The sequence below is a fragment of the Flavobacterium sp. ZB4R12 genome (genome assembly GCF_048276375.1).
GTDB lineage: Bacteria > Bacteroidota > Bacteroidia > Flavobacteriales > Flavobacteriaceae > Flavobacterium > Flavobacterium gawalongense.
This window is the reverse complement of the sequence record NZ_JBLNKS010000006.1, coordinates 1-21,945: the sequence shown is the minus strand read 5'-3', so window position 1 is coordinate 21,945 and position 21,945 is coordinate 1. Positions and strand designations below refer to the sequence as shown.

The 21,945-nt window shown below is 31.6% G+C and carries 19 protein-coding genes and 1 pseudogene; all 20 read left to right on the top strand.

Features of this window, described 5'->3' with window-relative positions; all coding sequences use genetic code 11:
* The first annotated feature begins 6 nt into the window (after positions 1–6).
* Positions 7–1,725, top strand: a complete 1,719-nt coding sequence (locus ACNO7W_RS05585; protein WP_417937353.1) for a thiamine pyrophosphate-binding protein — start codon at positions 7–9, stop codon at positions 1,723–1,725.
* A gap of 34 nt (positions 1,726–1,759) precedes the next feature.
* Positions 1,760–3,064, top strand: a complete 1,305-nt coding sequence (gene rfbH / locus ACNO7W_RS05580) for a lipopolysaccharide biosynthesis protein RfbH (protein ID WP_417937352.1) — start codon at positions 1,760–1,762, stop codon at positions 3,062–3,064.
* Between the two features lies 1 nt (position 3,065).
* Positions 3,066–4,127, top strand: a complete 1,062-nt coding sequence (locus ACNO7W_RS05575; RefSeq protein ID WP_417937351.1) for a glycosyltransferase family 10 domain-containing protein — start codon at positions 3,066–3,068, stop codon at positions 4,125–4,127.
* Positions 4,114–5,046, top strand: a complete 933-nt coding sequence (locus tag ACNO7W_RS05570) for a glycosyltransferase family 2 protein (protein ID WP_417937350.1) — start codon at positions 4,114–4,116, stop codon at positions 5,044–5,046. The genes ACNO7W_RS05575 and ACNO7W_RS05570 overlap by 14 nt, the downstream gene beginning before the upstream one ends.
* Complete coding sequence (locus ACNO7W_RS05565) at positions 5,046–6,524, top strand: lipopolysaccharide biosynthesis protein (protein WP_417937349.1); 1,479 nt, start codon at positions 5,046–5,048, stop codon at positions 6,522–6,524. The genes ACNO7W_RS05570 and ACNO7W_RS05565 overlap by 1 nt, the downstream gene beginning before the upstream one ends.
* Before the next feature lie 10 nt (positions 6,525–6,534).
* The gene (locus ACNO7W_RS05560) at positions 6,535–7,512 is read left to right on the top strand and encodes a glycosyltransferase (RefSeq protein WP_417937348.1); all 978 of its coding nucleotides are present in this window, start codon (positions 6,535–6,537) and stop codon (positions 7,510–7,512) included.
* The gene (locus tag ACNO7W_RS05555; RefSeq protein ID WP_417937347.1) at positions 7,497–8,609 is read left to right on the top strand and encodes a glycosyltransferase; all 1,113 of its coding nucleotides are present in this window, start codon (positions 7,497–7,499) and stop codon (positions 8,607–8,609) included. The genes ACNO7W_RS05560 and ACNO7W_RS05555 overlap by 16 nt, the downstream gene beginning before the upstream one ends.
* A 31-nt stretch (positions 8,610–8,640) precedes the next feature.
* Positions 8,641–9,801: a hypothetical protein gene (locus ACNO7W_RS05550; RefSeq protein WP_417937346.1), complete on the top strand. Its 1,161-nt coding sequence runs from the start codon at positions 8,641–8,643 to the stop codon at positions 9,799–9,801.
* The gene (locus ACNO7W_RS05545) at positions 9,770–10,876 is read left to right on the top strand and encodes a glycosyltransferase (RefSeq protein WP_417937345.1); all 1,107 of its coding nucleotides are present in this window, start codon (positions 9,770–9,772) and stop codon (positions 10,874–10,876) included. The genes ACNO7W_RS05550 and ACNO7W_RS05545 overlap by 32 nt, the downstream gene beginning before the upstream one ends.
* A 12-nt stretch (positions 10,877–10,888) precedes the next feature.
* Entirely contained in the window at positions 10,889–11,830 is a 942-nt protein-coding gene (locus ACNO7W_RS05540) for a hypothetical protein (RefSeq protein WP_417937344.1), read from the top strand.
* A gap of 157 nt (positions 11,831–11,987) precedes the next feature.
* A complete protein-coding gene (locus ACNO7W_RS05535) occupies positions 11,988–13,094 on the top strand; it encodes a glycosyltransferase (protein ID WP_417937343.1) in 1,107 nt (368 codons plus the stop codon).
* A complete protein-coding gene (locus ACNO7W_RS05530; RefSeq protein WP_417937342.1) occupies positions 13,094–13,999 on the top strand; it encodes an NAD-dependent epimerase/dehydratase family protein in 906 nt (301 codons plus the stop codon). Before ACNO7W_RS05535 ends, ACNO7W_RS05530 begins: the two co-directional genes overlap by 1 nt.
* 61 nt (positions 14,000–14,060) lie before the next feature.
* A complete protein-coding gene (gene gmd / locus ACNO7W_RS05525; protein ID WP_417937341.1) occupies positions 14,061–15,173 on the top strand; it encodes a GDP-mannose 4,6-dehydratase in 1,113 nt (370 codons plus the stop codon).
* Positions 15,174–15,378: 205 nt separating this feature from the next.
* Positions 15,379–15,990: pseudogene (locus ACNO7W_RS05520) on the top strand (Bro-N domain-containing protein); the annotation flags it as partial.
* Positions 15,991–16,027: 37 nt separating this feature from the next.
* The gene (locus ACNO7W_RS05515) at positions 16,028–16,285 is read left to right on the top strand and encodes a GIY-YIG nuclease family protein (protein WP_126767864.1); all 258 of its coding nucleotides are present in this window, start codon (positions 16,028–16,030) and stop codon (positions 16,283–16,285) included.
* Between the two features lie 18 nt (positions 16,286–16,303).
* Positions 16,304–16,504, top strand: coding sequence for a hypothetical protein (locus ACNO7W_RS05510; protein WP_417937340.1), 201 nt, complete (start codon positions 16,304–16,306; stop codon positions 16,502–16,504).
* Positions 16,505–16,531: 27 nt separating this feature from the next.
* Positions 16,532–17,464, top strand: coding sequence for a GDP-L-fucose synthase (fcl, locus tag ACNO7W_RS05505; RefSeq protein ID WP_417937339.1), 933 nt, complete (start codon positions 16,532–16,534; stop codon positions 17,462–17,464).
* A gap of 608 nt (positions 17,465–18,072) precedes the next feature.
* Positions 18,073–18,621, top strand: coding sequence for a dTDP-4-dehydrorhamnose 3,5-epimerase (rfbC, locus tag ACNO7W_RS05500; protein ID WP_417937338.1), 549 nt, complete (start codon positions 18,073–18,075; stop codon positions 18,619–18,621).
* 388 nt (positions 18,622–19,009) lie between these two features.
* Positions 19,010–20,206 carry an ATP-binding protein gene (locus ACNO7W_RS05495; protein ID WP_417937337.1) on the top strand — a complete coding sequence of 399 codons (1,197 nt, stop codon included), beginning with the start codon at positions 19,010–19,012 and terminating at the stop codon, positions 20,204–20,206.
* A gap of 432 nt (positions 20,207–20,638) precedes the next feature.
* Positions 20,639–21,493, top strand: coding sequence for a dTDP-4-dehydrorhamnose reductase (rfbD, locus tag ACNO7W_RS05490; protein ID WP_417937336.1), 855 nt, complete (start codon positions 20,639–20,641; stop codon positions 21,491–21,493).
* The last annotated feature ends 452 nt before the right edge of the window (positions 21,494–21,945 follow it).

The window sequence follows — 21,945 nt, the reverse complement described above, 5'->3', positions numbered from 1 at the left end:
ATTCTAATGAAAGTATCCGATTTTATAGCTGAATTTTTGAAAAAAAAAGGAATTCAAAGTATTTTTGAGTTATCGGGAGGTATGATAACACATATACTCGATTCATTGAATCAAAAAACAGATATTAATATTATCACGATGCATCACGAACAAGCAGCTGCTTTCGCTGCAGAAGGATATGCAAGAGTAACTGGTCTGCCGGGAATAGCATTAGCGACATCTGGTCCGGGTGCCACGAACTTGCTGACAGGAATTGGCAGCTGTTATTTTGATTCGACTCCGGCTATTTTCATTACAGGACAAGTAAATAGGCACGAGTTAAAAGGAGACAGGGGAATACGACAATTGGGATTCCAAGAAACTGATATTGTTTCCATGGCAATGCCTATTACGAAAGCTTGTTTCCATATTAGCGAACCCAATGATATTCCAGCCATTTTTGAAAAAGCTTTTGCAATCGCTTTAGAAGGAAGACCTGGTCCCGTTCTTATAGATATTCCGATGGATGTACAACGCATCCAAATAGAACCGGAGTTTTTTCAAACGGATATAATCACAGAAGAAGCGATTGATTCAATAGTTTTAGAAAATTTAATACAAGACATCAAACAAGCCAAAAGACCGCTTGTGTTGGCAGGCAGGGGCATAAAAGCAAGTCAATGTCAAAAACAATTTGACCTGTTTCTTGAACAGACTAAAGTTCCAGTTATTACTACGCTACTTGGATTAGATACTATTCCTTTTAATCATATGCAACGTGTTGGTTTTATTGGAAGTTATGGCAACAGATGGGCAAATATCGCTTTTGGGGAATGTGATTTGTTAATCGTTTTAGGAAGTAGATTAGATATCAGACAAACGGGTGCCGATACAAAATTTATTGAAGACAGAAAGATTTTTCATATCGACTGTGAAAAAGCGGAAATAAATAATCGTGTTAAGGGCTGCAAAGCAATTGTAACGGATCTTAATGTGTTCTTTACTAAATTTCAGGAATGTACTGCAAATGTCTCTTTTGATTTGCCTAATTCCTGGATGAATCATATTAATGATTTAAAACAAACTTGGCCAGATACCAAAGAACTTACCCCTAAGGGAATTAATCCAAATGTTTTTATGCATTCGCTTTCTAGTCAATCTAAAAAAGCAAGAGCCTATTTAGCAGATGTTGGAAGCCATCAAATGTGGGCGGCACAATCATTAGAATTAAATAAAAATCAGCATTTTTTAACCTCTGGAGGTATGGGAGCAATGGGGTTTTCATTGCCAGCAGGAATTGGTGCCAGTATTGCGTTGAACAAAGAGCCAGTTGTAGTTCTTATTGGAGACGGATGTATGCAAATTAATATTCAGGAATTACAAACAATAGTACGGAATAAACTTCCTGTCAAGATTGTAGTTTTAAACAACAAGACCTTGGGAATGATAAGACAATTTCAAGACAGTTATTTTGAATCCCGTTACCAATCCACTTATTGGGGCTATGATGCACCTGATTTTGCTAAAGTTGCCATTGCTTATGGTATCGATGCAATGACTATAGAAAATCCTGATGAAATTACAAATGCAGTAGAGTGGTTGTGGAACGATGATAATTGTACTAAGCCACAGTTGTTGCAGGTAATGATAGATCCACATACCAACACCTATCCTAAAATTGCTTTTGGAAGGCCCATTACAGAAATGGAACCTTTTGCAAAACCAATTGCAATGGAAGCGACTTAATTTATTTAAAAATACTATTAAAAAACAAATTTAGATGTTACAAAACTTAACAGACGCTACTCTCCTAAATAGTTTAAGAGAAATAGCAAAAAAGAAATCGACACAAGTCATTATTGCTGGAGAAAATTACATTCCTGTTACAGGTAAGGTATTAGATGAAGAGGATATTTTAATGGGAGTTGATGCCGCCTTAGATGGTTGGTTAACAGCAGGTCGTTTTGCCAATAAATTTGAAGAAGATTTTGCCCACTATTTTGGAGCTCATAGAGCCTTATTGGTGAATTCAGGATCATCAGCGAACTTGGTTGCTTTTTATGCTTTAACTTCTCCAAAATTAGGAGAACGTGCCATCAAACCAGGCGATGAGGTAATTACGGTTGCGGCAGGTTTTCCTACTACGATTAACCCGATTATCCAATTTGGGGCGATTCCTGTTTTTATTGATGTTGATATTGCAACTCATAACGTAAAAGCGGATATGTTGGAAGCGGCTGTTGGTCCTAAAACGAAAGCCATTATGATTGCTCATTCTTTGGGAAATCCTTTTGATTTGGATGAAGTGATGCGGGTGGCTAAAAAATACAATCTTTGGGTTGTGGAAGACGATTGTGATTCACTTGGAGCGACTTACAAAGGACAAAAAACAGGGACTTTTGGAGATATTTCTACTTTTTCTTTTTATCCTGCTCACCACATCACTATGGGTGAAGGAGGAGCGGTCTTAATCAATAATCCAGTATTATCAAAGCTTGCCGAAAGTTTCCGTGACTGGGGTCGTGACTGCTATTGTGAACCAGGGAAAGACAATACTTGTGGCTGTCGTTTTGGGCAACAATTAGGAACATTGCCTTATGGATATGATCATAAATATACCTATTCTCATATTGGTTTTAACTTAAAAGTGACCGACATGCAAGCGGCATTTGGAGTATCGCAAATCAAAAAGATAGATGGATTTGTACAAAGACGAAGAGAGAACTACGCTGCTTTATACGAACGTATGAAAGAATTTGAAGATGTATTTATCTTGCCGGAACCAACACCAAATTCTGATCCGTCATGGTTTGGATTCTTGTTGACGTTGAGAGAAGGCGATGCTGCCGACCGTCACATGTTGGTACAACATTTGGAGAAAAATAAAATCGGAACACGTTTGTTGTTTGGAGGTAACTTATTGAGACAACCCGCTTATGCGAATATCGAACATCGAGTAGTGGGTGATTTGACTAATACTGATATCATTATGAACCAATCATTTTGGTTGGGCGTATGGCCAGGATTGAATGAAACGCATTATGATTATATTGCCAATGTGATTAGGGGATATTTAAACGCTTAGTATGAAAATAGTTTTCCATAGTTATTATGATAAATATAATGATGATAATTTATTGTTTAAAAAATCAAATGCTGAAATAGGAGATGATTTATTATCTCCTTTTTTAAGTATTGCAGAAAAGGCAAAAGAAAAAGAAATCTTTGTTTGTACTTCATTTAATATTCAATTCAATGAAATAGATGCTATAGTATTTGTTGAGTTGCCTAAGCAATCTGATCCGTTCTATATAGAATCAGTTAAATCAGGTAAACCCTTGTTTTTAATTACTTTGGAAAGCCCTATTATTATGCCTGAAAATTATATGATTTCTAATCATAGTAAATTTAAAAAAGTATTTACATGGAGTGACGAATTGTTAGGGACGAACGACAATAAATATATTAAAATTAATTATTCTTTCAATTTCCCAATAAATATTCCTTTTTCCCTTAAAGAGAGTAAAAAATTAATGACTTTAATATCGGGGAATAAAAATTCTAATTTTTCAAATGAACTTTATAGCTCAAGAAAAAATGTAATTAACTATATGGAAAAAAATCACCCTGAAGAATTTGACTTTTATGGTTTAGGATGGGATTTTTTTGTACTTGGAAATTCTTTGCTTGAAAGAGTGGTAAATAAATTAAAAATACCTCTTAAGATATTTAACAAACAATATAGGACATATAAAGGGAGTGTTCTAAGGAAAAATGCTGTATTGAAGAAATATTCATTCTCATTATGTTATGAAAATGTAAAAGATATACCAGGATATATAACAGAGAAAATATTTGATTCTTTTTTTGCAGGGTGTGTACCTATCTATTTAGGTGCGGATAATATAGATAAATATATTCCGAATGATTGTTTTATTGATAGAAGAGATTTTGATTCTTTTGAGGATGTCTATTTATATATAAAGTCAATGTCAGAACAAGATTATCAAAAATATTTAACAAATATTCAAAAATTTATAGACAGTAAAATTGATAATCAGTTTAGTAATAATAATTTTTCAAATACCCTTCTTAAGGGTATTCTAGATGAAATAATAACAGTTAATAATAGTTATGATAGAGAATAAAATTATATTAACTATTGGTATTCCAGTCTATAATGGAGAAGCATTTATTGAAGATACAATTAAGTCAATTCATGTTCCAAAAGAGATAGAAGATAGAGTTGAAATCATAGTTAGTGACAACTGTTCTACGGATAAAACTACAGAAATCGTAAAAGGATTTTCTTTTGTGAAATATTTAAAAAATATCGAAAATGTTGGATACGATAGAAATTTACAAAATATCTTTCTAAAGGCTTCCGGAAAATATGTATGGACAATTGCTGCAGATGATATAATAACGTCAGAAAGCGCAATTAATAAAATTATAAATTTAATAGAAACTAATCCGAAAGTAGCATTGATTCATGTTGGAGGTAATCAAGAATTAAATAATGAATATAATTTCTATAATGGAGAAAATTTTTTGATTGATTCTAAATTTCAGTCAGGAGGAGTTTCTTCAAATATTATAAAACGCGAAACTTGGCTAAATAGTAATCCGTCTTCTTTTTTTGATTCAGGATGGATACATTTTGGGGTTATAATGAATATTGTAAATAGTTTCGAATCCATAGTAATTAAAAATAAATTAATAGATGAAAACCCGCGCTCTGCAAGTCTGAATAAAAGTTGGGATTCAAAAGGGAGTAGTTTAGTTGTTATGCTTAATTTGATTAAATTGTTTAGAAATATGAATCAACTTAATTATTCTAAAAAAGTTCAAAAAGAGGCTAAATTGATAATCAAGAGTAGTTATCCAAAAGAGATTATAAAAGCTAAAGCTAAAGGTCTTAAAGTTAATTTAAATTTAATTTTTGATTTTATTTCCTGTTATAGATCTTTCCCTTCATTTTGGATAATTGATTTTCCTGCTTTAGTATCTCCTCGTTGGTTATGTCAATATATTTATGAGCAAAGAAATACTTTAAAGAGAAAATAATGCAGTTTAAAAATGTTTTCATAAATATTGGGTCATCATATGCACATATAGTTTTATCGGTATTTATGAATATAATGTACATACCTATTGCATTACATTATTTAGGAGTAGAACGATATGGTGTTTGGATTGTATTGCAAACCTTTGTTAATTTTCTAACTATGGCAAACTTTGGTATACCAACTGCTGTAACTAATTTGATGTGCCAATCCGATAATTATATTGAAAAATGTGATATTTTAATAAAAGGATTTAAAATTTTACTATTAATTTGTTTTGTATTATTTTTATTTAGTTTAATTTCTTTTTTTACAATATTACATTTAACTTCTTGGTTGAATAGCCTTACTTATGAAATGAAGACTTCAAGTTTAATACTTATAGTCTTCTTTATTTTGAGGATTCCTTTTCAGATATCAAGTGCTGCATTTATTGCTGATAATAAAATATATGTAGCAAAAATTTATGAATTTCTTACAATTTTCATTACTTTTCTATCACTTCTGGCATTGGTTTATTTTAAGCAAAATCTAATATTTCTTGCTGTTTTATCTGGAATTCTTTTATTAATCCTTAATAGTGTTAGTTTTTTAAATGCCTTAAAAATTTTAGGAATCAAGAATTGCCAAAAATCACCAAAACCAATAGAGGCTAGAGCGATTTATAGACCTGGACTTGCACTGTTTGCTTCTGGAATGGGAGCTATAATTGTTTGGAATACTGATAATATTATTATTTCAAAGTTTTTGGGATTTCAAGAAGTAGCAATTTATTCAACTGCTTTTAGATTGTTTTCTTTTGCGTATATGACTTTTGGTCTGATTTATGGAGTGTTTATACCTTATTATGGAAAATTTTTCGGTCAGAAGGATTGGGGTAAATTACAAAACTTTTTTAATTTTAATATTATTGTCATTCCATTTATTGCTATTTGTGTTTGGTTAGTAGGTTGGTTATTTGCGAGGGATATTATTTTTTTGTGGTTGGGAGATTACAAACTCTATGCAGGCTCTCATTTGTATTTTGTTTTAGGAGCTTATGGGCTAGTTTTAGCTTATGTTGGTGTCATGTTTAACTTGCTTACAAGTTTAAATTTGGTCAAAGGGCTAGTGTATGTGACAGTTATAGAGGCTATTGTCAATCTGTTATTGTCTGTTTTTTTTGTGCAAATTCTAGGAGCAGAAGGCGTGGCTCTTGGGACATTGATTGGTTCGATATCGGGACCTTTAGTTTTTTTACCTTTTTTAATAAATAAAAATAAAAAACTTGAGCTTTCTTTTCCTTTAAATAAATTTATTATTAGTCTTTTTTTTTATGTGATAATGCTTCTTAGTTTATATTTATTAAACGCTAATGAATATAGATTATTTTGGAAGATATTAATTGTATTTATATATATATCATTATTTCTTTTATTTCAATTCTTATTGAATAAAAAATTGTTTAAAGACATATTCCAATTATTTAAGATGCAATAATTTAATTAACATGATGAATGAATTACCATTAGTTTCAATTTGTATACCAACCTATAATAGTGAAAAGTATATCGACAAAATGCTTTCTACCGTTATTAACCAGACCTATAAAAATATTGAAGTAATCATTTCTGATAATTTTTCTACAGATAATACTTTTCAATTATTACAGGCTTACAATGGGCGTTTGAATTGGAAGATTAAACAGAACACCGAAAATATCGGGGCACTAAATAATATGAGTCGACTGATAGAATTGGCCAATGGCAAATATGTTGCTTTATATCATGCAGATGACATGTATGAACCTGAAATAGTTGAAAAATCAGTTACTGTATTAGAAAATGCTTCAAATATTAGTATGGTGTCGACAATGGGGAATAGTATAGATGATAATGATAATGTACTTTCAACTTTTATTTTACCAAAAAACTTCGAAAAAAAGAAATCACTTCCTTTTACCCTTGTCTTTTCAGAAATATTATCACAAAGACCATTTTTTTTGATTACACCAAGTATCATGACAAGGTCAAAATATTATAAGGATAATTCTAAGTTCAATAGCAAATATAAATCTTCTGCGGATTATGGAATGTGGTTTGAGATATTACAAAGAGGTGATTTATATATTGTTAATGAACGTTTAATTAATTATAGGACACATAATCAACAAGGTACTTTTCTTGAGATAAAAGAAAATTATAAAATTTCAGATTGTATTTCACTTTATGAAGATTATGCAAAAAAAAACAAGGAATTATATTGGGATAGTTTTAAATATAGCTATTTCAAATTGATGTTGATTCAGGCAATTAAGTTGAATAATATTGGTAAATTCAGAAGAAGTCAATTGTTTTTAAGGATGATTTTGAAACGAACAAAGAAATATATTTTTTCATGGATAATTTTATTTATGTTTTGTAATTTATTACACATTAGATTCTCTTTAAATAATTTATTAACTATAAAGAAATGTTTAAGAAAATGAGAATTGCTTTTTATATTCCAATATTAAATGTTGGCGGAGCCGAAAAGGTAATTATTAATTTACTTAAGCAGTTGTCATTAAATCAGAAAGATAACTATTTTTTAATTACCGATGCAACTCATTCATCTTGGATAAGGGAAATTGATAGTAAAATATCAATTCTACATGTTGATTCAGGAAGGAATATTTTCATTCGCCTTCATAATATTAAGAAAGTTATTCAGGAAAATAAAATTGAACTTGTTGTTTCACATCTTACTCATGCAAATATTCATTGTTTATTGCTCAAAATTCTGTCTTCATTTAAATTGATTATTGTTGAACATAGTATTACCAGTTATTATATAAAAACATTAAGACATTACAGTTTTAAGATAACTGAATTTTTAATTAAATTTTTATATAATTATGCAGATTTAATTGTTTGTGTTTCAGAGACAAGTAAAGATGATTTAATAAATAAATTCAAAATTAGAAGTAATAAATGCCATGTGATTTATAATCCGATAGATTTTGATTCTATAAGATTATTATCAAAGGAACCTTTACCTTTAAAAGTAAATGAATTCATAGCTACAAGAAGATATATTGTGACAATAGGAAGACTTGAAATTTTAAAAAACCATGGTTTTTTAATTCAATCGCTCAAAAACTATTTAATTGAAAATAATTTGGTGCTTCTTATTATTGGGGATGGAAATGAAAAAAATAATTTGCAATATAAAATAAACGAATATTCTTTAAATGAAAATGTGTTATTAATTGGCTATGATTTAAATCCGTATAAATTTATTTCAAAATCCAATTTATTGATACATCCATCTAAATTTGAAGGATTTGGTTTAGTTCTCATAGAGTCTTTGTTTCTTTTGAAACCAGTGATAAGTTTTAATTTTCAAGTTGCTTATGAGGTTTTAGAAAATGGACGATTTGGTTCGATTGTATATGATGAAGCGACATTAATTGAAGCATTAGATTTAAAATTAAATTCCTCAAATGAAAATTTCAAAATTGATTTTTCTAAACAAGTATATGATAGCTATAATTTGGGGGTAATCTCAAATCAATATCATGATTTTTTTGTGTTAATATCTTGAAATTTTAATATTTTTTTACTTTATTTTTCGAATGTATAAAAACGAGCATTTTAGTATTTCTTTAGAAGGGGTAAAAAATTTTATATCAATATCATTTATTTGTGGTTGGTTACTTCCTAAAATATCTGTAGGAGGATTTAATGTAGGGATTCAGGAAATTGCAGCATTGTTATTAATTTGTTACCGATATAAAATAAATAGAATAATTTTACGAATTTTTTTCGCGGATTTATTTTTTGCCTTTTTTTTATTTTTTTTAGGTATTTTTTATCTCATAAAGAATGATATTGAAGGTTTTTTAATTGGGGGTAGAACATTATTATTTGTAGTTGCGGCTCTTAGTTTCACAGGTTTTGAATATTTCCAAATGCAAAAAATATTAAAAGTTGTTATTATTCTATATTTAACATTTTTTTTTCTCAGTATAACAAGGATAATATTAAATATTTTAGTAAATCCATTCGATATAATTAACTTTTTTTATGGTTCAGATTCTTATAGGATAAGATCTCCTTTTGAGCCTGAAGGAGCTGCATCATCACAAGTACCAATTGGCTATATGTTGGCTTTGATTTTATGTATACCTTCGGTTATGGGTTCAAACTACAAAAAGATTGTTTTTATGTTAAGTGCAATAGGTACTACATCAAGAGCATCAATTTTATCTATAGTTATTGTTTATGCTAAAAAAATTAATGTTAAAAAAATATCAGCAATTTTTGCAATAATATTATTAATATTACTAAGTTATATAGTTTTTTTGAAATCATTCACTGCTAATGAAGGGGAATTAGATGGCTCAGCTGGTAAAAGGTTGATTCTGTATTCTAATTCGGTGCAAATTATGTTGGAGAATCCTGAATCTTTTTTTTTAGGTTTTGGATTAAGCTCGGCCTCTTTATCAGCTGCAACAGGGGAAGGGTTTTATGAAAGTTTTATTGTGAATTCATTTATGCAAGGAGGATTAATATTATTATTAGGATCTATTTGGATATTAATTAAGTCGATCTATTATGATTATAAATATAAAATTTATTCAATCAGTATTGTTATATTACTTGGTAATGCCATTGGTGGGAGTAATTATTTTTCTATGTTTGCTTATCCATTAATGGTTCTCATTATTTCTTTCGCTATAAAAAAACAAAATAAATTATCCATTGAAAAAAATACTGCACTTAACAATATCTAGTGAAATTGGAGGGGGGCCTGAACATATCTTTCAATTAATGTCAGGAATGCCTTTGGAATTTGAATCACATATTGCTTGTCCCGAAAGAGGATCTTATTATGGAAAATTTCTTAAAATAACATCTAATAGGGTTGTTCTATTGCCACATCGTAAATTTAGTATCAGTTATCTTATTTCGGCTTATAATTATATTAAAACTAATAAGATTGATTTATTGCATGGGCATGGCAAAGGAGCCGGATTTTATTGTAGATTACTGAGCATCTTTATTCGGATTCCTGTTGTTCATACTCCACACGGAATAAATCAAAAAATTGAAATAGGTTTAATAAATAAAATTTACATTCAATTTGAACGATTGTTTAGTTTTTTAATTAATGCTATTGTTTATGTGTCGAAAACGGAGTTTGAATATGCACAGCAATTAAAAATTTGGTCTAATATACCTGGTCATATTATAAATAATGGCACGAAGGTTATTTTAGCTGATCAAAAATCTGAATGGAGAGCTGAAAAAAGGGAACAAATGAATTGGACTTTAGAAAAAGTTATTATTACTGCTTCCAGATTTGATTTTCAAAAAAACACTATTGAGTTTTGTAAAATAGCGGACAAATTACCTGAGTTTACTTTTGTTATTTTAGGAGAAGGAGAAGAAAAGAGTCACTGTGAGTTTTTTTGTAAAACTACAGGAATAAGTAATGTTCTATTTGTTGGGAATGTTCCGGATCCTTTAAATTATTTTGCTGCTGCGGATGTTTATCTTTCTACAGCCAGATGGGAAGGTCTATCAATGGCAATTTTGGAATCAATGGCTGTTGGATTGCCAGTTGTGGCTACTAAGGTTATAGGGAATATAGATTTGGTTAAGTCAGGCGAAACGGGATTCTTATATACTATTGGAGATATTAACGAAGCAGTTAAATATTTACTATCCGTATTTGAGGATGTGAATTATTTAAATTTTTCGGAGAATACAAAAAATTTTCATAGGATATCGTTTTCATCTGAATCCATGTGCAGAAAGACAGAATCCCTATATATTGATGTTTTAAATAGTAAATCAAAAAACTAATATAATAAAAACATGTCCGTAAAGAATAAATATTTTTGCACGAGGGAATGGGGCTTTGGAAGTAATATTGTTAATTATTTGAAGTCGGCGATGTTTTGCCACCAAAATAATTATAACCTTATTCTACAAGATAGAAATAATTCGATTGGGAAAGAATTTAATCTTTTTTCTGTAATTGAGCTTCCTGATTTTATTCAAAGAACAAATATAATTATAACTATTCCTGTAGAAAATTTCAAATCTTTGGTAAAATTTAATCTATTTGGGAAGTACACTAGAAGAGAAAAAGTTTTGTATTCATTTTGTTATTTAACTGGAATGAAGTCAGGTTTTTTTATAAAAAATTTTAATCTAGATTCAGAGATAAATTCTTTTTTTTCTTCCAATTATATTAAATATGCTGAAAATTCAATGAAGGTTTGTTGGAAGTATAATTTTGAAATAAAAGATGTTTTTAAGAAATTTGAACAAGATTTTAAGTGTCAAGATTTTCAACCAAACTTATCTATACAAATACGGGGTGGTGACAAAATTGAAGAGTCTTTAAGTCAGGGTGTTAAGCCAGCGCTAGTTGATAATTATTTAGATATTTGTTTAGATGAATTAAAAAAAATTGATAAAACGAATGTTAAGATTTATGTGATGACGGATACTTATTCGTATTTCAAATTAATAAAAGAAAGATTAGAAGTGTTTTACCCTAATGCAGATATACGCTCATTTGCTAATCCTAATCAAGAGGGGTATTTACAAGCTGATTTCAATGATTTAGAAATAGATACTAAAATAGATTCTTATTATTTTTTTCTATATGAATTGGAGATGTTAAGAAAAGCTCCTGTTTGTGTTGGGTCTTTCAATTCAAACATTTTTTATCTGGCATCACTAATTAGATATGAACAAACAAGCACATTTATTTCCGTAGATTCAACTTTTGAAAACTCTTTTTTGTAATTTAAGCTTCTATATTGTCAAAATATTGAAACTATGAATTATCCTAAAAAATGTTTGGGTAAAAAATAGTTTCATGTTAATTAATTTTTATAAAAAATTATATTTAGGAAATCATTAATTTAATTAGAAAGCAAAAACAGTTGAGTAAAAATTATATATGAAAATTCTTCAAATAGTTAAATATTACGATCCATGTCAGGGTGGGATGGAATCAGTTGTGAAAAATATAGTTGAAGGTGTAGTTGAGATTTCAGATGAATCTAATTTTACCGTTTATTCTAACAATCATCTAAGAAATTTTAGTAAAGAAACAAAGCTATTTAACAGGATTGTTGTTGTGAAAGAAGCGACACCTTTTTACCTAAAAAGCCAACCTTTAAATTTAAGATATCCGTCATTAAAGAAATTAATAAAAGATAATGATGTTATACACCATCATTATCCTTTTCCAACCATGGAGTTCACTTTATTAAGGTATTTGAAAAAAATTGGTAATAAAAAATTTATAATTACATGGCATGCAAATATTAGAAATTCCAGATGGAGTTGGATAGAACATATTTACAATCCAATGATTGAAAAATTATTAGAAAGAGCTGATGCAATTATTGTAACATCACCCCAACTTTTAGAAGCGTCAGATATCTTAAAAAAATATCAGCATAAAGTTAAAGTTATTCCATTAAGTTTTGATTCAAAATATTCCTTATATGAAAGTAAAAAATATCCTGAAAATAGATGTTTTCAATTGCTTTTTGTAGGTAAATTAAGAAAATATAAAGGGGTTGAGTATTTAATAAAGGCAATCGAGACTCTAGATGTAAAATTGACAATTGTTGGCAATGGAGAAGAACAGTCTAATTTAGAAGAATTAGTAAATGTATTAAATATAAAGGATAAAGTTTGTTTTATTACGAACGCAAGCGACGAAAAATTAACCGAAATCTATAGTTCTTCTGATTTGTTTATTTTACCATCTATTAATGAAGCGGAAGCTTTCGGCGTAGTACAATTGGAAGCAATGGCAAATGGGTTACCAGTTATTAATACAAATTTAGATTCAGGAGTTCCTTTCGTTTCTTTAAATAATTATTCTGGAATTACAGTTGAACCCAAAAATACAGCAGGTTTAAAATTGGCGATAGAAAAAATAATTAGCGATAAACCATTATATGAACATTTTTCTTCAAATTCTTTAGAACGTGTGAAATTGTTTGCCAGAGAGAAAATGTCAGAAGCATATTTAAGTTTATATAAAAATTAATGCGAAATAAAATTATAATTACTGGTGCTTCTGGTTTTGTAGGAACTAATCTTCACGAGTATTTAAAAGACTCATATGATTGGAACGCTATGAGTGTGCGTTATATTTCCAACCAGCAGTTTGATTTTAAAGCAGATGCGATAATTCATTTGGCAGGCAAAGCGCACGATTTGAAAAAGGTAAATCATCCAACAGATTATTACGAAGCTAATTTTGAATTGACGAAACAATTGTTTGATTCTTTCTTAATATCTAAAGCTTCTGTTTTTATATTTATGAGTACCGTGAAAGCTGTTGCAGATACTGTGGGTGAAATACTAACGGAAGATGTTGTCCCTAATCCTAAAACTCATTATGGGATAGCCAAACAGCAAGCAGAACAGTATATTTTATCTCAGGAATTACCACAAGGAAAAAGAGTTTATATCCTAAGACCTTGTATGATTCATGGTCCTGGAAATAAAGGAAATTTGAATTTATTGTATCAGTTAGTTGTCAAAGGAGTGCCATGGCCCTTGGGAGCTTTCCATAATCAGCGTTCTTTTTTGAGTATAGAAAACCTTTGTTTTCTCATTAAAGAGTTATTAGATAACAAAACGATACCGTCTGGAGTTTATCATGTTGCAGATGATGAGTCGTTATCAACCAATGAATTGATTCAATTACTTGGAACGAGTTTAGATAAAAAAAGTAGCATTTGGAATATTAAGTCTTCTTTTGTTAAATCAATAGCTAAATTGGGAGATTATTTGTATTTGCCTCTAAATTCAGAACGATTACAGAAATTAACAGAGAATTATGTGGTGAGTAATGATAAAATTAAAAAGGAATTAAAAAAACAACTTCCCATATCAGCGAGAGAAGGTTTACTAAAAACAATTCATTCTTTTCAAATACAGAAATAAATTTTACTTGTTGTACGAATTAAAATAGACATAATAAAACACATATATTAAAATCATAAAAATGAAAATAGCCCTTATAACAGGAATTACAGGACAAGATGGTGCCTATCTAGCTGATTTATTATTGAAAAAAGGATATGAAGTACATGGCATCAAACGTCGTAGTTCTTTGTTTAATACAGATCGTATTGATCATTTGTACCAAGATCCGCATGAAAAAAATGTACGTTTTAAATTGCATTACGGTGATTTGAGTGATTCTACGAACTTAATTCGTATCATTCAAGAAGTTCAACCGGATGAGATTTATAATTTGGGAGCCATGAGCCATGTAAAAGTAAGTTTTGATACCCCGGAATATACCGCTAATGCGGATGGTATTGGTACATTACGTTTGTTGGAAGCGATGCGTATTTTGAATTTAACTAAGAAAACAAAGATTTATCAGGCTTCCACATCAGAGTTGTACGGTTTGGTTCAAGCGGTTCCACAATCAGAAACTACTCCTTTTTACCCTCGTTCGCCTTATGCTGTTGCCAAAATGTATGCGTATTGGATCACGGTAAATTATAGGGAAGCTTATGGTATGTTTGCTTGTAATGGAATCTTGTTCAATCATGAAAGTCCGTTGCGAGGAGAAACTTTTGTAACTCGAAAAATTACTAGAGCGGTATCTAAAATGGCATTAGGATTACAAGATAATTTGTTTCTAGGAAACCTGGATGCACGCCGTGACTGGGGACATGCCAAAGATTATGTTGAAGCGATGTGGTTGATTTTGCAACAAGAGGAGCCGGAAGATTATGTTATTGCTACCGGTGTTACTACTACCGTTCGTGATTTTGTGCGGATGTCATTTTCTGAGGTTGGTATTGCTATCGAATTTAAAGGAGAAGGAGTGGATGAAAAAGGATATGTGGTTTCTTGTTCCAATCCTGATTATCAAATTGAAATAGGAAAAGAAGTGGTGGCCGTTGATGCTGCCTATTTCCGCCCAACCGAAGTAGATTTGTTAATTGGTGATCCAACGAAATCGAATACCAAATTAGGCTGGAAACCTAAATATGATTTGCCTATGTTAGTCAAAGAAATGATGGCCTCGGATGTGGAGCATTTCCAAAAAGAAAAAATGTTAAAAGAAGCGGGTTATTTTATTAAGAATCAGTTTGAGTAAATAGGAGAAAGTGTTCAGTGATCAGTTTTCGAGTGATCAGTCACAGTTTTCAAGTTTGGCTTGTCATTGCTTCGAAAGTTTGTATCGATAACTATCAGTAATCGGGGGCGTAAAGAAATTCATACTAATCATAGTAGAATCATAATAGTAAACCAATATATTTGACCATCATACTTTGTAAATGTAAAATTTTAAATTTTCGGTTATGACAAAATGCCAAGCATTGCAGTTGTTTGAAGACAAAAAAGTAAGGACTCTTTGGGATGCAGAACAAGAAAAATGGTATTTCTCAATTGTGGATGCTATTGAGGTTTTGACTGGTAGTTCTATTCCCAAAAGGTATTGGTCGGATTTAAAAAAGAAACTTTCTAAAGAGGGAAGTCAGTTGTACGATACTATCGTACAACTGAAAATGAAATCTTCGGATGGGAAATATTATAAAACAGATGTTGCGGATACCGAACAACTTTTTAGGCTGATACAATCCATACCTTCGCCAAAGGCGGAACCGTTCAAACTTTGGCTGGCACAAATAGCTTCGGAACGCTTGGACGAGATGCAAGATCCAGAATTAACTATCGACCGTGCGTTAGAGCAATATTTGCAATTAGGGTATTCTGAAAATTGGATTAATCAGCGGCTGAAAAGTATTGAAATACGCAAAGAACTGACTGATGAGTGGAAAAGCAGAGGATTAAAAGAAGGAATGCAATTTGCCACACTGACCGATATCATTTCCAAGGCATGGTCAGATAAAACTACTAAAGAGTATAAAATTTTGAAGGGATTGAAAAAAGAAAACCTGAGAGATAATATTGACCCCGTTAGATATTTGTGGACTTAAAATGTTAAAGATGTACTTTTATATTTATATTTTACAATCGGAGAAAGACGGGATGTTTTATACGGGTTATACAAGTGATTTAGAAGAGAGGCTTCGTCAGCATAATTCGGGTAAGGTGAATTCTACAAAAAATAGAATGCCGCTAAAATTGGTTTATTTTGAAGGATGTCTAAATCAGCAAGATGCAACACATAGAGAAAAATATCTAAAAACATCATGGGGCAAAAGATACATAAAAGAGCGATTAAAGAATTATCAAACGGGGTGAACTAATACGGAATTGATTTTGAATATGCTTGCGGAGGCTTCTACTAAAGATATTTCGCAAGCCGTAAATCCAGAAACGTTTGAGGAAAGTAAAAAAGTCGCTCAACAAGGAGGTAATGTTGCCAAAGTGGCTCTCCAAGAATTGGAAGCTAGAACAGGTAAAAAAGTTGTAACAGGATTGAATGCAAAAGAGGTTTTGCAAGATAAAAATAAAAAATAGAAATTTTAAAGATATAGTTCAACAGACATGAACAAACAAGATAAAATATATATAGCGGGTCATCGGGGTATGGTGGGGTCTGCTATTTTGAGAGCTTTGCAGGCTGAGGGATATACCAATTTTCTGTTGCGTACTTCTGCTGAATTGGATTTACGGAATCAACAGGTAGTGACTGATTTTTTTACTAAGGAAAAACCGGATTACGTGTTTTTGGCAGCTGCTAAGGTTGGGGGAATTATAGCTAACAATACTTATAGAGCGGATTTTATTTATGAGAATTTGATGATTCAGAATAATGTGATCCATCAAGCCTATGTCAATAACGTTAAGAAATTGATGTTCCTTGGTTCTTCCTGTATTTATCCCAAAATGGCTCCACAGCCTTTAAAGGAAGATTATTTGTTGACGGGGCTTTTGGAACCAACCAACGAACCTTATGCGATAGCCAAAATAGCCGGAATTAAAATGTGCGATGGGTATAGAGATCAATATGGTTGTAATTTTATCTCCGTAATGCCTACGAATCTATATGGACCCAATGATAATTATGATCTTACTACTTCTCATGTGTTGCCGGCGATGTTGCGAAAGTTTATCATGGCCAAGCGTAATGGGGATGCATCCGTAACCATTTGGGGGACTGGTAGTCCGAAAAGAGAATTTCTACATGCCGATGATTTGGCCGAAGCCTGTTTGTTCCTGATGGAAAATTATAATGAAGCGGGATTGGTTAATATTGGAATCGGAGAAGATATTTCTATTTTGGATTTGGCTCGATTAGTTAAAGAAGTGGTGGGTTTTGAAGGGGATATCGTAACAGATACTTCTAAACCAGACGGAACTCCTCGTAAATTGATGGATGTGAGTAAATTAAATGGTTTGGGATGGAAGGCTAAAATTTCTTTGGCTGAAGGAATCCAAAAAGTGTACGATGAGATAAAAGATACAGCTTGGGAATAGCTATTTAATATTCATTTTCGAATTGAATAAATTATAAATCTTGAAAAGATATAATATGACTATCCGTAAATAATACTAAAGAAAAATTTAGCCACAAATTTCACGAATTTGTCACGAATTTTTATCCTTAAAAGAAAAATTAAACACTAATTCGTGAAATTTGTGAAAATTAGTGGCTAAAAAAATAATATGACAGTCCGCAATATGTTCCAAAGGATAAAATAGGACACACAGATAACACGGATTGAACGGATTTTGCACAGATTTAAATAAACAGTTTGATTCACCGAGTAAAAAAATCCGTGTAAATCGGTATAATCTGTACAATCTGTGGGCTACTATTTATGCTTTATAAATGTACAAACGACGAAAATTGTATTCGAAATGATTTTAGTCCGCATTACGGACAGTCATAAAAAATAATATGACTGTCCGTAACTAATACCAATCAATTATTCCAGCCACGAATTACACGAATTACCCCGAATTTCTATTTTAATTTTTAAAAAATTGGTGAAAATTAGTGTAATTCGTGGCTAACTTTTTTAAAAATATTTCTCTTTTGTAAATTTAGTCCGCTTAGCGGACAGTCATAATATATAATTAACATGACCATTGAAAAAACAGCAATCCAAGATTTAGTTATCATCAACCCCACCGTATTTGAGGATTCACGTGGGTATTTTTTTGAGGCCTACAATCAGGCGAAATTCCTGGAGAATGGTATCAATTATCAATTTATACAGGATAATCAGTCTTTTTCTAAAAGAGGGGTGATTCGTGGCTTGCATTTGCAGATTAATCCTTTTGCCCAGGCGAAATTGGTTCGGGTCTTGGAAGGGGAAATCCTGGATGTGGCCGTCGATTTGCGTAAAGATTCGCTTACTTACGGGCAACATGTAAGTGTGGGATTAAGTGCCGAAAATAAAAAGCAATTGATGGTGCCGCATGGTTTTGCACACGGTTTCTCGGTTTTAAGCGAAACTGCCTCGGTGCTATATAAAGTAGATCAATTGTATCATAAGGAGAGCGAAAGAGGCATTCGTTATGATGACCGTATTTTGGCTATTGATTGGCGGGTGCATCCGGAGGAGGTGATTGTTTCTGAAAAGGATTTAATATTGCCGGGGTTTGATGAAATAGACTGGGAGTTTTAGATTTCAGAATTTAGAATTTAGATTTTAGAGTTTGTCTATTGGGGTGTATAAAATAATTCGAATATTGTATAGTGTATAATGAATTTTCAAGTGTTTTTGTACTCTATATCATGATGTCTGATTAAGTTCAAAGGCAAAATTTATTTTGTATTATTTTCTCGCAAAGGAGCAAAGACGCAAAGCGTAGTGTTATTTTTCTTTGTGTCTTTGAGACTTTGCGGCAATATTATTTGATTTCTTAGTGGTAAAACGAACCTGAATAGTCATGCTTTGTTAGATAGATTGAACAATAATTTATTATTTTGTATTGTTGATAGAACAAAATAAAGTTTTTTTTGTATTGTCTGCTGAACAAAAATAAGTATTTTTGTATTGTAAACAAAACAATATGGAAGAGTTAGTTGAGAAATTTCGTTTTAAATTAAGTCTTACTTCAACGGATTTCGTTAGGAGTTTGGGGAGTGATATTAATTGGAACGCAAGATTAATAGGGGTTAAAGGGGCAAGAGGTGTTGGAAAAACAACAATGCTCTTGCAGCATATTAAAATGAATCTGACGAAGGTGTTAGATAAGACATTGTATGTGTCTTTGGATTCAATTTGGTTTAGCAATAACACACTGGTCGATTTAGCGGATGATTTTGTAAAAAAAGGGGGTGAGTATCTTTTCTTAGATGAGGTACATAGATATGACAACTGGTCGCAGGAGTTGAAAAATATCTATGATGATTACCCGATGCTAAAAGTCGTGTTTACAGGGTCTTCTTTGTTGCAAATATTGAACGCTAGAGCTGATTTGAGTCGCAGGGCTATTACTTATACCATGCAAGGGCTTTCGTTTCGTGAATATCTTAGTATTGAAACTGGACAACATTTTGATAAATTGACTTTAGGGTCTATTTTGAGTAATCACTCAAAAGAATCGACTTTGATTAATGCCAAGGTAAAACCATTGCAATATTTTGATACTTATCTCAAGCAGGGGTACTACCCTTTTTATAAAGAAGAATTAGATTTGTACGTGCCTCGTTTGGAAGAGGTTATTAATATGATGCTTGAAATTGAGTTGCCTTTGTTGCGAGGTTTGGATTTGGCTTATGTTCATAAAATAAAGCAATTGTTGCTTATTATTTCCGAATCGGTACCTTTTATCCCTAATGTGAGTAAATTGAGTGAAAAAATTGGAATTGCTAGGAGTACTTTGCTTTTGTATTTTCATTATTTGGCTGAAATTGGTCTTACTATCAACTTGTTTAAAGAGTCGGGTGGTATTAGTAAACTACAGAAACCGCTTAAAGTGTATTTGGAAAACTCAAATTTGATGTATGCTTTAACTTCGAGTGCTGCTAATACTGGAAATATAAGAGAAACATTTTTCGCAAATCAGCTCGGGTATACCCATAAAATCATGTATTCTGACAAGGGTGATTTTTTGATAAATGAGAAGTATGTTTTCGAAATAGGCGGAAAGGATAAATCCAGAAAACAAATTGAAGGTATTGAAAATTCCTTTATCGCCTCAGACGATATTGAGTATGGCTTTCAGAACAAAATCCCATTATGGTTGTTTGGCTTTTTGTATTAATTATGATGACTGTCCGCTAAGCGGACTAAATTTACTAAAGAGAAATATTTTTAAAAAAGTTAGCCACGAATTACACTAATTTTCACCAATTTTTTAAAAATTAAAATAGAAATTCGGGGTAATTCGTGTAATTCGTGGCTGGAATAATTGATTGGTATTAGTTACGGACAGTCATATTAATTATTACTTTCTGTAGTCAGGGATTTTTAATTTAATCGCAAAGTTCACAAAGGTGGCGCAAAGAATGCAAAGGTTTTTGATTGTGAGTTGTCTTTTGATGGTTATCGGTTATTAGTTTTATGTAGTTTATTCACTAATCCCCATTCCACTGTTCATCTCGAGCGAAGTAGAGAGACACTTCTTAAAAATATTCCTTCTTAAGTTTAAAATAAACCTTGCGATTTAGTGTTTCGAGGGGGAAAAATAAAAAAAATGAAAAAAATCTTAGTAACAGGAGCTACCGGACAATTGGGTTCGGAATTGAAAGTGTTGTCCCGTACTTGTTCTCAATTTGAATGGATATTTGCGGATAGAACCCAAGTTTCATTGGATAATTTGGAGGTTTTACAGAACCAGTTGGAGGCGATTCATCCTAATATTATTTTAAATTGTGGCGCTTATACTGCTGTAGATAAAGCGGAAACCGAACACGATCTTGCGGATAAAATTAATCATTTAGCGGTCGCCATTATTGCTCAATATGCCAAAGATAATGCGGTAAAACTAATTCACATTTCAACCGATTATGTTTTTGACGGTACCTCATCCGTTGCATTGACCGAGGAGGCTATAACGCAACCCATCAATGTATACGGCGCCAGTAAAAGAGCGGGTGAGTTGGCTTGTTTAGAAGCAAATCCTGATGCCATTATCATTAGAACCTCATGGGTTTACAGTAGGTTTGGAAACAATTTTGTAAAAACCATGCAACGATTGTTGCAGGAACGAGAAAGTATCAGTGTGGTCAATGATCAGATTGGTTCTCCGACCTATGCAGCCGATTTAGCTCAGGCTATGATGACTATCGTTACAGCACCAGAGTGGATTCCTGGGATCTATAATTATTCGAATGAAGGGGAAATTAGCTGGTATGAATTTGCGTTAACGATTAAAGAAATTGGAGGGTATACTTGTGAAGTGAACGGTATTCCTTCATCGGCTTATCCAACACCTGCAAAGCGTCCTGCCTTTTCTTTATTGGATAAAAGTAAAATTAAGCGGGTGTATGGGGTTAGTGTTCCGGAATATAAGGAAAGTTTAGCTGTTTGTTTGAAGTCTAAAGTCTAAGGTCAAAAGTTTAAAGTTACAGAATCCGCCTCTTCGATTGTTCTCGATACCATTTTTTAGAATAGCTAATCGCAATTTTTAAAAATCACTCGAACTGACCCTTCGATAAAAACTCAGGGCAGGCTATGGATTTGATGACTTTATGCGATTATGATAACAATCGTCTCTTCGAGTGTTTTTGGCTTGAAAGGATTTGTTTTGAAAGAGGTTAGTGTTAAGCCAAAAAAGTATCGAGAAGTTTTGGATGCACAACGGTTCTCGATACAATTTTTAAAGCGGTTGGGATTTTTTATAAAATAAAGATTTTATTCGCTTTAAAAATCACTCGAACTGACGGCTATGGATTTGATGACTTTATGCGATTATGATAACAATCGTCTCTTCGAGTGTTTTTGGCTTGAAAGGATTTGTTTTGAAAGAGGTTAGTGTTAAGCCAAAAAAGTATCGAGAAG

Coding starts and splice junctions, on each gene's coding strand:
- ACNO7W_RS05540 (WP_417937344.1), top strand. CDS start 10,889: ATGTCCGTAAAGAATAAATATTTTTGCACGAGGGAATGGGGCTTTGGA.
- rfbC (WP_417937338.1), top strand. CDS start 18,073: ATGACCATTGAAAAAACAGCAATCCAAGATTTAGTTATCATCAACCCC.
- fcl (WP_417937339.1), top strand. CDS start 16,532: ATGAACAAACAAGATAAAATATATATAGCGGGTCATCGGGGTATGGTG.
- ACNO7W_RS05535 (WP_417937343.1), top strand. CDS start 11,988: ATGAAAATTCTTCAAATAGTTAAATATTACGATCCATGTCAGGGTGGG.
- ACNO7W_RS05575 (WP_417937351.1), top strand. CDS start 3,066: ATGAAAATAGTTTTCCATAGTTATTATGATAAATATAATGATGATAAT.
- ACNO7W_RS05560 (WP_417937348.1), top strand. CDS start 6,535: ATGATGAATGAATTACCATTAGTTTCAATTTGTATACCAACCTATAAT.
- ACNO7W_RS05555 (WP_417937347.1), top strand. CDS start 7,497: ATGTTTAAGAAAATGAGAATTGCTTTTTATATTCCAATATTAAATGTT.
- rfbD (WP_417937336.1), top strand. CDS start 20,639: ATGAAAAAAATCTTAGTAACAGGAGCTACCGGACAATTGGGTTCGGAA.
- rfbH (WP_417937352.1), top strand. CDS start 1,760: ATGTTACAAAACTTAACAGACGCTACTCTCCTAAATAGTTTAAGAGAA.
- ACNO7W_RS05565 (WP_417937349.1), top strand. CDS start 5,046: ATGCAGTTTAAAAATGTTTTCATAAATATTGGGTCATCATATGCACAT.
- ACNO7W_RS05550 (WP_417937346.1), top strand. CDS start 8,641: ATGTATAAAAACGAGCATTTTAGTATTTCTTTAGAAGGGGTAAAAAAT.
- gmd (WP_417937341.1), top strand. CDS start 14,061: ATGAAAATAGCCCTTATAACAGGAATTACAGGACAAGATGGTGCCTAT.
- ACNO7W_RS05530 (WP_417937342.1), top strand. CDS start 13,094: ATGCGAAATAAAATTATAATTACTGGTGCTTCTGGTTTTGTAGGAACT.
- ACNO7W_RS05585 (WP_417937353.1), top strand. CDS start 7: ATGAAAGTATCCGATTTTATAGCTGAATTTTTGAAAAAAAAAGGAATT.
- ACNO7W_RS05495 (WP_417937337.1), top strand. CDS start 19,010: ATGGAAGAGTTAGTTGAGAAATTTCGTTTTAAATTAAGTCTTACTTCA.
- ACNO7W_RS05570 (WP_417937350.1), top strand. CDS start 4,114: ATGATAGAGAATAAAATTATATTAACTATTGGTATTCCAGTCTATAAT.
- ACNO7W_RS05515 (WP_126767864.1), top strand. CDS start 16,028: ATGTACTTTTATATTTATATTTTACAATCGGAGAAAGACGGGATGTTT.